Source organism: Dehalobacter sp. (assembly GCA_023667845.1).
GTDB lineage: Bacteria > Bacillota > Desulfitobacteriia > Desulfitobacteriales > Syntrophobotulaceae > Dehalobacter.
In genome coordinates, this window is sequence record JAMPIU010000200.1 from 1 (window position 1) to 11,234 (window position 11,234).

14 protein-coding genes are annotated in these 11,234 nt (G+C 45.6%); 2 read left to right on the forward strand and 12 right to left on the reverse strand.

Annotated elements, in window-relative coordinates; translation table 11 throughout:
- The 8 genes from NC238_16295 to NC238_16330 all read right to left on the reverse strand — a co-directional run.
- Positions 1-613: hypothetical protein (locus NC238_16295; protein MCM1567469.1), on the reverse strand; the 613-nt coding region annotated here is incomplete at its 3' end.
- 24 nt (positions 614-637) lie between these two features.
- Positions 638-1,438, reverse strand: coding sequence for a peptidoglycan editing factor PgeF (pgeF, locus tag NC238_16300; protein MCM1567470.1), 801 nt, complete (start codon positions 1,436-1,438; stop codon positions 638-640).
- 87 nt (positions 1,439-1,525) lie between these two features.
- Positions 1,526-1,783 carry a YlmC/YmxH family sporulation protein gene (locus NC238_16305; protein MCM1567471.1) on the reverse strand — a complete coding sequence of 86 codons (258 nt, stop codon included), beginning with the start codon at positions 1,781-1,783 and terminating at the stop codon, positions 1,526-1,528.
- Positions 1,784-1,895: 112 nt separating this feature from the next.
- The gene (gene sigG, locus NC238_16310; GenBank protein MCM1567472.1) at positions 1,896-2,669 is read right to left on the reverse strand and encodes an RNA polymerase sporulation sigma factor SigG; all 774 of its coding nucleotides are present in this window, start codon (positions 2,667-2,669) and stop codon (positions 1,896-1,898) included.
- 80 nt (positions 2,670-2,749) lie between these two features.
- A complete protein-coding gene (gene sigE / locus NC238_16315; protein ID MCM1567473.1) occupies positions 2,750-3,454 on the reverse strand; it encodes an RNA polymerase sporulation sigma factor SigE in 705 nt (234 codons plus the stop codon).
- Positions 3,455-3,486: 32 nt separating this feature from the next.
- A complete protein-coding gene (locus NC238_16320) occupies positions 3,487-4,380 on the reverse strand; it encodes a sigma-E processing peptidase SpoIIGA (protein MCM1567474.1) in 894 nt (297 codons plus the stop codon).
- A gap of 279 nt (positions 4,381-4,659) precedes the next feature.
- Positions 4,660-5,112 carry a peptidoglycan-binding protein gene (locus tag NC238_16325; GenBank protein MCM1567475.1) on the reverse strand — a complete coding sequence of 151 codons (453 nt, stop codon included), beginning with the start codon at positions 5,110-5,112 and terminating at the stop codon, positions 4,660-4,662.
- A gap of 430 nt (positions 5,113-5,542) precedes the next feature.
- Positions 5,543-6,946: a DUF3533 domain-containing protein gene (locus NC238_16330; protein ID MCM1567476.1), complete on the reverse strand. Its 1,404-nt coding sequence runs from the start codon at positions 6,944-6,946 to the stop codon at positions 5,543-5,545.
- Positions 6,947-7,014: 68 nt separating this feature from the next.
- Here NC238_16330 and NC238_16335 point away from each other — a divergent pair, with 68 nt between their 5' ends.
- Positions 7,015-7,647: a TetR/AcrR family transcriptional regulator gene (locus tag NC238_16335; protein MCM1567477.1), complete on the forward strand. Its 633-nt coding sequence runs from the start codon at positions 7,015-7,017 to the stop codon at positions 7,645-7,647.
- A 68-nt stretch (positions 7,648-7,715) separates the two neighbouring features.
- A complete protein-coding gene (locus NC238_16340; GenBank protein MCM1567478.1) occupies positions 7,716-7,880 on the forward strand; it encodes a hypothetical protein in 165 nt (54 codons plus the stop codon).
- 268 nt (positions 7,881-8,148) lie between these two features.
- Here NC238_16340 and ftsZ read toward each other — a convergent pair whose 3' ends face one another.
- From ftsZ to NC238_16360, 4 genes are all read right to left on the reverse strand, one after another.
- Entirely contained in the window at positions 8,149-9,213 is a 1,065-nt protein-coding gene (gene ftsZ, locus NC238_16345) for a cell division protein FtsZ (protein ID MCM1567479.1), read from the reverse strand.
- A gap of 152 nt (positions 9,214-9,365) precedes the next feature.
- Positions 9,366-9,710 carry a small basic family protein gene (locus NC238_16350; protein ID MCM1567480.1) on the reverse strand — a complete coding sequence of 115 codons (345 nt, stop codon included), beginning with the start codon at positions 9,708-9,710 and terminating at the stop codon, positions 9,366-9,368.
- A 13-nt stretch (positions 9,711-9,723) separates the two neighbouring features.
- The gene (locus NC238_16355) at positions 9,724-10,449 is read right to left on the reverse strand and encodes an FtsQ-type POTRA domain-containing protein (GenBank protein MCM1567481.1); all 726 of its coding nucleotides are present in this window, start codon (positions 10,447-10,449) and stop codon (positions 9,724-9,726) included.
- A 61-nt stretch (positions 10,450-10,510) separates the two neighbouring features.
- Positions 10,511-11,234 (reverse strand): UDP-N-acetylglucosamine 1-carboxyvinyltransferase (locus NC238_16360; protein MCM1567482.1); only part of this gene is annotated, 724 nt, incomplete at its 5' end.

Consider the following 11,234-nt stretch of genomic DNA (forward strand, 5'->3'; position numbering starts at 1 on the left):
CGACATCTCCAACAGCCAGAGAATCCTGGATTCCCAAATACACAAACACCCAGCTCGGATAAAGGTTGTTCACCATCTTGCCGATCGGGGAATGCAGACTGACCGTGGTATTCTGACTGTTATCCGCAGATTGACCGTTCTCCTGGGCAGTCTCTGTCTGCTCTGTTTCTATCCCGTCATTTTGCGTCTGGGCCAATAATCTGTCCAGATCCATATTCATCAGATTTTCCGATGTCATGATCTGTTCCAGCCCGTCCCGCTGCGAATAAAACAGGCCCGAAACCGGCGCACTTATCCATATTCCTGCGTCGGATTGTTCATGTCCTACTCCGACAGGGATCACCCGGGCTACTGACTCACCTTTTTTAAATCTTCTTCCTTCCTCGCCAACCAGTACAACGGTTCCTTCAGCCGGTGCCGTCAGTACGGTTTCCGTATTGGCAAATACGGCCTTTACTGTTTTCTCGTGTTGTACAAGGCCCTGATGAACAGTCTCAAACGAAAGTGAGCCAGCAATCCACGATGACCGGTAATCCCAAAGGAATAGACCAATTATAGACAAAACCAATATCATAAAAAATACATTAAATCTTTTTCTGGTTTTTTTAGCCATCATCATTCCTCTTAAAAACAGTACTTATGAGAATCCGATATAAGCGGCCATCCTGCCGGTTATCCCTTCTCTCCTGTAAGAAAAGAATTCTCCGGAATGACAAGATGTGCACATTTGAGCGGTCAATATATTCTCTGCGCGAATTCCGGCGGAGATCAACAACTGACGGTTTGCTTCCTGTAAATCGAGACGGTACTCACCCGGTGCTGTTTCTGAAAGCACGGAAGGTTCGTTCCATTTTTCTCGAAATATTGAAGCGACGGGATCTCCAACGACATAACAGCACGGTCCGATGCAGGGGCCGATCGCGGCCAAACATTCTTCCGCATCAGCTCCGGCTTGAATCATCCTGTTCACCATTTCTTGAACGATATTGGCTGCCGTTCCTCTCCAGCCGGCATGCGCAAGCCCGATGATTCTGCTGCGCGGATGGAAAAAGAAGACGGGCACACAATCCGCATAAAAACTAAGCAGTCCTACGTCCTGCGCTGTAAGCATTCCGTCGCAGGACGGCAGCGCCGATACCAAGTCCTGCATACCCCTGCCCCGGTCTGTTTCTGCTACAAATCGAACAGCGGTACCGTGGACCTGTTCAGCGGCGACACAGTCTTCTGGTGAACGCCCTATTCCGGCCAGAAATATCCGTCTGTTATGTAAAACATCATCAATCGTATCACCGACATGCAAAGCCAGATTCAAAGAGGAATAAGGCGGGCTGCCGACGCCCCCGTCCCTGGTCGAGAACACGGCGGTTACTCCGTGAAGGGACCATCTAGGAATTGTCAGGTAAGCTAGTCCGCCGACCGTTTGTCTCTCCCATGCCATATGATTATACCTCATTGCAGTCAAACCTTAAATCATTTCTATTTATTATATCGAAAAAAACCTTTGAATACAGCTCTTTTACAATTTTTAATAGTTGATATTGATTAAATCCCTGCCGTCGACCAGGATTACATCAATACCGATCTTGATCACTTTTTCCCAAGGAACAAATACGTCGCCCGTCCTCCCGCTGCCAAAAAAGCCTTTCGCCCGGGAGGAAGCCATGATAACGATCCCTTTCACAATCCCTTTTTCCAAATCCAGATCAAGGTCGATGACCGGTCCTAGGCGCCGCCCGTCCTCTATGTTGATAATATCGAGTACCCTCAATTCAGAGACTCTCATGGCAAAGCCCCTCCTCTCACTTACTATCATATGAGGAGGGGTTACAATCATGACACCTTAAAAGCAGCGAGATGTTTGATAAGATATTTTTAGGCCAATGCCTATTTGGGACTCAGACATGCTTGCGCATATACTTCAAAGCGGCTTTCTCAAGGCGTGAGACCTGTGCCTGGGATATCCCAATTTCTTCGGCCACTTCCATCTGGGTTTTGCCCTGGAAGAAGCGCAGCGAGATAATCTTCTTTTCCCTTTCTCCGAGTTTGCCCATACCTTCCTTGATCGAAATCGATTCCAGCCAAAGTTTGTCCGACTGTTTGTCATCACCGATCTGATCCATGACAAAAATCGGATCGCCGCCATCATGATAGATCGGTTCAAAGAGAGATACGGGTTCCTGGATCGCATCGAGCGCAAAAATAACATCTTCATGGGAGATTTCCAGTTTCTCGGCAATCTCATTGATTGTTGGCTCCCGCGAGCACTCCGATGCCAGCTTGTCCCGAACCTGCAGGGCTTTATAGGCGATATCCCGTAAAGATCTGCTGACTCTGATCGGATTGTTATCCCTTAAATAGCGCCGTATCTCCCCAATAATCATTGGGACAGCGTAGGTAGAAAACTTGACGTTCTGACCAAGATCAAAATTGTCGATCGCCTTCATCAGGCCGATACAGCCTACCTGAAAAAGGTCGTCCACATGCTCCCCTCTATTGCTGAACCGCTGAATCACGCTGAGCACCAGGCGAAGATTTCCCCGGACCAGCTGTTCGCGGGCCGACTTGTCCCCGGCCTGAAATTTCAAAAACAGTTCTTTCATCTTGGCACCACTTAAGACGGGCAGTTTGGACGTATTCACTCCGCAGATCTCAACCTTGTTTAAGACCATTAAAATACCCTCCAGATGTGGTTTTTTATGGTTATTCTCTGGAGAGTATGCCCTGACAGCAGACAAGTTATTCCAAATCGTTATTCCAGCCGGACAAATTCTTTCCGCAGCCTGCGTATGATGCGTTTTTCGAGTCTGGATATGTATGATTGCGAGATTCCGAGGCGGTCAGCCACCTCCTTTTGCGTCTTTTCTTCGCATCCGCCCATGCCGAATCTAAGCTCCATAATCAGTTTTTCCCGCTCACTCAGACTGCCCATAGCGAGGTCCAGCAGCTGCCTGTCGACTTCCTCTTCGATCGGACGCGAGATGATATCGTTCTCGGTTCCCAGTACATCGGACAGAAGCAGCTCATTGCCGTCCCAGTCGATATTCAGAGGTTCATCAAAAGAAACCTCTGTCCTTATTTTATTATTTCTGCGCAGATACATCAGAATTTCATTTTCAATACAGCGGGAAGCGTAAGTGGCCAGCTTGATCTTCTTGGCGGGATCAAAGGTATTGACCGCTTTAATCAAACCGATCGTCCCGATCGAGACCAAATCCTCGATACCGATTCCCGTGTTCTCAAATTTGCGGGAGATATAAACAACCAGTCTTAGGTTGCGCTCGATCAGCATATCTTTCACCGAAAGGTCCCCATGCTCGAGTCTCGTGATCAGATATTCCTCTTCTTCCAGGCGCAGCGGAGGCGGCAGAGCTTCGCTGCTGCCGACATAAAAGACCTCCCTTACCCGATGCAGTTTCAGGGACAAAAAAATTAATTTTCTCTTAAATGCCGACATTACTGCCCTATAATACTGTTTGATGCGGTTCATCAGGCGCTCTCCTCCTTGCCAACTGGCATTTGAATATGTTCCGGATGCAGCAGGGCCACAAATTTACCTTCCGAATTTAGACCATGCGGGACCAAGGCGGCGGTAACGGCATGTTCCCATACTTTTTCCCCCTGACGGATTTTAACAGATCCGAGCCGGATTCCCGGCAGCCAGGTTTGGCCATTGATTCCCCTGGCGGAGATAAACACCATTTTTTGTATACAGGGGTCTTCACTGTTCCAGATATAAGTCCAGGGGTTGGCACTTTCCCTCCAGGGCATAAGCAGAAACCTTTGAATTCCTTCCGGCAGGGCCTGGGCCACAGCTTTTTCTTCCACGACCATCACAGGTGTCCCAGTTAGCGGGTCCCGCAGTTCGTTTCCGGTATCCAGCAGTGCCTTAATCTGTGCCTGCCGGCCATTCTCAAAAGACAGCTCAACCTCGTAGCACACATTATCGAGAAATAACGTCGTTTTTTGGATTTTTTCCCAAACCCGGCAACCTGCGGTCAGAATCAGGGCAATCACAGGCAGGACCCATAAATCCTTTAAAGCCAGTCCTGTGCCTTCCAACCCAAGCCAGCCCGCCAGCGCATAATAGATTCCGGCGCTTAAGGATGCCAGAAGACTGAAATACAGGAGTCCTTTAGCCAGATCAAGGATTGTTCTGGTTCTCAAAGCCACTGCGACCATGCCGACAGGAACCAGGATTCTGGAAACAGCGATGACCCACGAAGGCCCAAAGATGATGAATACAATTGGCAGCTCGCCAAGAAGAACTGCTCCCAGTAGATTTCGAACCTGAATCTTTTTTCGAAGCAGATGGGCCGTAAAAACCAACAAAAAAGCATCCATAGCCCCATTGATGAACAGAATAATATCCAGGTAGACCATACCCGAAATCCTTTCTGCGCGAAGTTATTCTCATTAACAAATTATACCTCTGTGCTGTGAGAAATCCTGTCGCTTTAAGTGGGCTTGAAATGCGATTTTTTTGGCTAAGGGAATACAGATTATGATGGATATTTGGTTATTTTTTCTTTTCTGGGGCATGGAGCCTTGCCCAAAACACCCTGCTCGCACGTTTTCGTAGCTGCTCGCTCTGATCCTCGCCGACAAAATTAACTACCAGCATATTGGTGGTAGTTCGTTAAATATTAACGTTTGTAGAAATTACATTGTCTTGCGGCGGATTACCTGATCCAAAGCTGTAAAGGTCTGCGGTCCCGCAATACCATCTGGGATAAGTTCATAATCTCTTTGGAAAGCGATCACAGCTTCCCTGGTCTTAGGCCCAAATACTCCATCAGCCATTCCTGGGGCATAGCCGAGTTCTTTAAGGATTGACTGCAGTGTAGCAACTTCCGGACCTCGGGAACCTACTTTGAGAAATGCAGGTTCAGTAAGGGTTCTGTTCAAAGCTGCTATAGTTGCCGGACCAACAATTCCATCCTGTGCCAACCCGTTATTTTGTTGAAAGGCTATTACTGTTGCTTGGGTACGGGAGCCAAAGATGCTATCCGGAGTCCCTGGATTATAACCAAGTTCGATTAGTGCAATTTGCAGCTGTCTGACGTCATTGCCACGTATCCCTAGTCTGAGATTTCTGGTCAACTGAAGGCTCATTGAGGCTACCTCCTCGATGTTAATTATCCTTATATTTTTTAATAAGTTCTGGGCATCATCGTTTTTATAAGCTTACCACCATCTTATGTTTTCTTAGGGTGACTATGTGAAAAAGACCTGCCCCATCTTTGGGTTTGGGGAAAGAAGCTACCAGGTAATCTCTTTTTAATCTAAGACCGTTACCAAGCTTCCTTACCAAATACTTTCTTGAAAATAGGTACGCTTACACCGCATGATAGGTTATCAAGCCTTCAGTGTGAATCTTCGATACGAAATAATTTCTGAATTTGAAGAATCCCCAAACGTTTGGAAGTTCTTCGGTTATCTAAAAAAATACGTGGCGGTGTCGCAAAACTACAAAAAAGTAGTTAAGCAACACCGCCTTCTTCTATCGTTGAATGAAAAGCCAGCAAAATTTTAGGATCTCTGTTTAAAACCCAAGGCTTGAAGTTTTGCTTTTTTTAACAGGCATAAAAACGGAGAGGAAGGATAGAACCAAGCATATAGCTCCGGCCGACAATAACGATGTCATTGGTTTAATCATATTGGTACCAGCAAAATAGAAGAAATCCCGCATCACCTCTACTCCAAAGCGTAAAGGCATCCAGGAATATAACCAAAACTTTGACGCAGAGGAGAGCATTTCATAAGGCAGAGAGATCATTGGCAGCCCGAAAAAGAATACCAGCATGACAAGTACAATTCCCTGAGCACCTAATCCGTTTACCAGCATTGACTGCATTAGGAAAAAACTGAAGCTTATCAGTGTAAAATATAAACAGAACTCAAAACTGTTCGGAATCGTCATTTTCAATAAGCCGTTTCCAACGATCAAGATAACCAACGAAGCAATGAAGCAAAACGCAATGGCACAAACGATCTGTATTCCAATCGTAAGCGCCTTTTCCGTTTTTTTAGTTGGCTCAACTTTCTTTATCACAAAAAAGAGGAGTATGGATGATATCAAGCCGGTCATCCAAGCCAACATTGTGACAGAAACAGGTGCATTACCATTGGCACTGTGACCGGGAATAACGTTAACTTTGTCAATTGTAAAACTTACGAGCGTATTCTGCTGCAGATTTTGCATTATCTGCCTCTGCGCTTGCATTGCTGCGGCTTGGGCGGAAGCCGTTTGACTGGTTTGCTTTGACGGACTTTGACCGATCTCCGGAGTTTGTTTAATAGCGCTGGCTAGCTGAGCTGCCAGCTGTGTTCTTAATTTGTCATTGATACCCGTCTCCATTTTTTCCACAACCTGCGTCAAAATATTGGCAACGGTTTGACTCATTCCGTTGTTGATATATACCTCAACTTCACCAGGAGTCTGGTTTGCACTTGTGACAGACATCACCTTTTTACTAAAATCCTTTGGAATAATCAGAGCACCATAATATTTCTGATTATTCATTGCATCCATCGCCTCATTTTTGTCAGTGAGAATCGTCCACTTAAAGACTGAGTTGTCCTGGCTGCCGGTTGATGTCATTACCGAGTCTGCTATTTTTTGCCCAAAATTCAATTCTACTCCGGACTGCAAGGCTACTCCCTCATCCTGCAAAACTAAAGCCATAGGCGCACCTTTCAATTCAGCATTAATCGTTGATCCTAAAAGTGCAATTGTCAGCACCGATGCAAATAAAATCACCACTGCTAATCCAATCCACAATATTTTTTGTTTTAAAATACCAGCAATAATTTCCATCATCTCAACCCTTTCCATGTTTTCTTTTTTAGGCTGTAATCTTGGGCTATGTAGTTCACCCATACCGCTATTGAAATCAACACAGTGTTGATTTATTATAAAAATATCATAGAAGATTACCGTGATCAATCAACAGATCATTTGAAAATGTTTATATTTCCGCGTATCTCCCTAATTGTTACATAGGAGTGATTTTTATGACGGGAATCGCTGGACCAAAAAAGTCCATTCAGACAAAACGCATTTTCATGGATGCTTTCATTGCGTTAAATCATTATAAAATGATTGATAAAATGAGTATTAAGGAGCTTTGCAATCGAGTCGGGTTTAATAGGGGAACATTCTATCTTCATTTCCAGGATATTTATGATTTACGTGAGCAAATTGAAAATGAGTTGCTGAATGGTATGAAAGAAATTTTTCTTGAGTTTAGCAAAGATATCATTATAATAAGAGACCCTCATATAGCAAGAAATGCCTTCAGTAGTATACTTGCCTATATCCAAAAGCATCACTTGTATTTTGAAGCCCTTCTCGGCCCAACCGGTGACATTTCGTTTATTAATAAAATCAAAGATTACGTAAAGCTTGTACTCCTTGATAACTTATTATTACGCGATAAGGAAAATAACATAAATAAAGACTATTACGAATTAATTTTAGAATATGGTCTATCGGCTAATGTCGGTATCATCATATATTGGATAAAAAATGGTATGAAAATACCAATAGATGAACTGGCTACCTTATATAACGAACTAATGTTTAATGGCTTGGCTCAAGGTATTTTAACCCCCAATACTTCCTCCCGAATTCTGAAGGAAATATAATGGTTTTTAGTACGAGGACAAGATATTTAAATTAAATGCGGCCACAGATGGCCTAATGTCGCGATGCCATGGATGGCAAAGAGCGACTCGCCAGGGAGGGCGCTATCTGCCGAGAGCGAAATGTGGCGCGCAGACCAGATCCAAATGATTTGATTGATAAGCTTTACTGCGGCATCGGGGTTATGAAGCACAGTAACAGCGAAGAAGCTGGATTTTTAGCTTATATGACTTAATATGGATTGATCGCAAGTGTGTAAAACATCTTCTTAACGGCATGTCCCAAAATCCGCACCGGTGCGGATTTTGGGACATGCCTGACGGTGGTGAGTGGGTATCTGTAATTCGCTATGTTGTGCCGGTATTCTTCTGGAGTAGTTTTCTTTTTAGAGCCTGATCAGCCTTTCGGCAGTTTTCTGAGTTAATAAGGATAGCAAAAAAGACGCCTTATTGAGACGCCTTCAGCATTGAATAGAACCAACTTTTATGCTTAAAAGTCAGTGTTTATCTTTTATATTTCAGGAAATTCGGAATATCCACGTGATCCTTGAATGGATTGTAGTCATCCATCTTGGCTGTTTCCTGCGGGTTCTTTACTTTTTTGACAAAGCTGGACCGCTGGTCAAAGCCTGTGGCGATGACCGTTACCCGGACATCATCTTTTAGGTTTTCATCAATGACTGCGCCGAAGATAATGTTGGCCTCCTGATCGGCTGCTTCGCCGACGATCTCGGAAGCTTCGTTGACCTCAAGCAGGGTCAGGCTCGGACCGCCGGTGATATTCAGCAGAACACCCTTCGCGCCTTCAATCGAGGTTTCAAGCAGCGGGCTCGAGATCGCCTTACGGGCGGCATCGACCGCTCTGTTTTCTCCGGAAGCCTGTCCAATACCCATCAGTGCCGAACCGGTATCGGACATGATGGTCTTCACATCGGCAAAGTCGAGGTTGATGAGTCCCGGAATGGTGATCAGGTTGGAAATCCCCTGTACACCTTGCAGCAGTACGTCATCCGCAATGCTGAAGGCTTCCTGGACCGTCGTATGTTTATCGACAACCTGCAAGAGTCTGTCATTTGGAATGGTAATCAGCGTATCAACCTTTTCCTTCAGTTCAAGGATTCCTCTTTCAGCCTGCATGGCTCTTTTGCGTCCCTCGAACGAGAAAGGCCTTGTAACAACGCCGACTGTCAGGGCTCCAATTTCCCTGGCGATCTCGGCAACAACGGGAGCGGCTCCCGTTCCTGTTCCCCCGCCCATACCGGCGGCAACAAAAACCATATCGGCACCGAGCAGCGCTTTGGCAATCTCGTCGCGGCTCTCTTCAGCCGCACTGTGACCGATTTCCGGATTAGCTCCTGCACCGAGTCCTTTGGTGAGTTTAATGCCGATTTGTATTTTTTCAGCTGCCCTGGACATTTGAAGCGCCTGAGCATCTGTATTCAGCCCGATGAACTCTACTCCTTTAAGACCAACGGAAATCATTCTGTTTACGGCATTGTTTCCGCCGCCGCCCACTCCTATTACCTTGATCCGTGCAAACTGCATCTCATCACTAATGAATTCGAGCATCTTTTCCCCTGCCTCTCCTTATTCTAGTTCTCATCTATTGGTTATGTTTTTCCGATGCAAACGGTTAATAGTCAACCCAACTATATGAGTTCGAGATGAGAAACTATTACTCCTCTTTTTCCGTCATAATATTTAAATTTTTTTGGTTCCAATCAGGTTTTATAATATTTATTAATGATATGTCGGCGAATAATACTGATGTTTTGGAATAATCTGGTGCCAAAGGCCACCACGGCAGCAAGATACAGGTCGACGCCTATTCTGTCCCCGATAAATGCCAGTAAGCTGGCCATAATGATATTGACAATAAAACCGCTGAGGAAGATCGTGCTGTCGAAATGATCTTCCTGGTAGGATCTTATGCCGCCCATGACTGAGTCCAGTGCGCCTAAAATCGCCACTGAAAAGTATTTGGTATAATCAAGCGGAATACTAAACGGACTTACAAACCCAATGAACAGTCCAATAATTAATCCGAAAACCGGCAGCAGCCACATGATCTATCCCTCGCTATCTTCCTAAAACAGGTTTCCCTGCAGTTAAATCAATATATTTAATTGCTTTTTCAACTGTTTTGTATTCTTCACTGTTTAACAATTCCTGAAGCAGCTTCAGCTTTTCTGTAAACTCGGCGTCAAATCCTATTTTCACTTCAATGCCGGAAGTCATATAAAGGCTTATTTGCCCGTCCGTTGCACTGTGAACCTCTCCAATTAGCGGCAGAAGTTCCGCAGGGGCTTGTCCCAGCAAAAGAAGGGCTTTGTTCAGATTCACATTGTCAATCTTTTGCCCAGGCCCGATTGTTTCAGGGACTTCGATTCCGGTCAGCACTGGGTTGTCTTCCGCGGGCCAGGAATCATAAAACTTCAGAATGACGCCCTGAAGATCCACGACGACAACCCCGTCACCAGTTAAGATCATTGCGACCGGAACACGTTCCTGTACTTTGACCACCAGCGTTGCCGGCAGTTCTTTTTTTACCTGCACCTGATCAATCAGAGGGTGCAGCTTGACCTTCATCGCCAGGGCTTCGGTATCGGTCAAAAAAATATTCTCACCCTTTACTGTTCCCAAAAGCTGTAATACTTCATTCGCGGTGACATTGCTTAATCCTTCTGTCCTGACTTCCTTCACGTTAAAAAAATCCGATTTGGAAAACATATAAAATCCTACAGCAATGAGACAGATCAAAGCCGCTGCGTAGATCCAAAATGTATTTGATCTGGTTTGAGCCAAAATCTTCCTCTCCTGCTCTCGTTTTATCTATTTTACATTATCCGCCTGGCAAGGTGCAACACTATTGTTTGACAACCCGCTGTATTTTTGCTCCCAAAGCCCTGTATTTTTCCTCAAGATCTTCATAACCGCGGTCAATATGATCGATTCTCTCCAGAACCGTACCCTCTTCAGCAGCCAAAGCTGCCAAAAAGAGAGCCGCTCCAGCGCGCAAATCAGTTGCTTCCACAAATGCACCTTCGAGGTTGGGCCGGCCGTTAATAATTGCGGTTCTTCCCTCAACGGTAATCCTGGCACCCATCCGTCTCAACTCAGCGACATGCTGGAAGCGGTTTTCGAAAATCGTCTCGGAAATAATACTCGTTCCGTCAGCAATTGTTAACAGTGCCAGGAACTGCGGCTGCATATCGGTCGGGAATCCTGGATAGACCAGCGTTTTAATTTCGAGCGCTTTAAACTGTCCTTTTTGGCGTACCCTGACGCTGTCTCCATAAGGGGTTACTTCAGCTCCCCCCTGGCGCAGTTTGGCAATAATGGGGCTGATATGTTCGGGAATCACGTTTTCCACCAGGATATCCCCGCCTGTCATGACAGCAGCGGCCATATGCGTGCCGGCTTCTATCCTATCAGGGATAACGGTATGTTCCGTACTCTTAAGTTTCGTGACGCCGTCGATGCGCAGGACGTGAGTCCCGGCCCCTCTGATCCTGGCTCCCATTTTATTCAGTAGATTCTGCAGGTCAACAATTTCCGGTTCTCTGGCCGCATTGCGGATGATGGTTGTG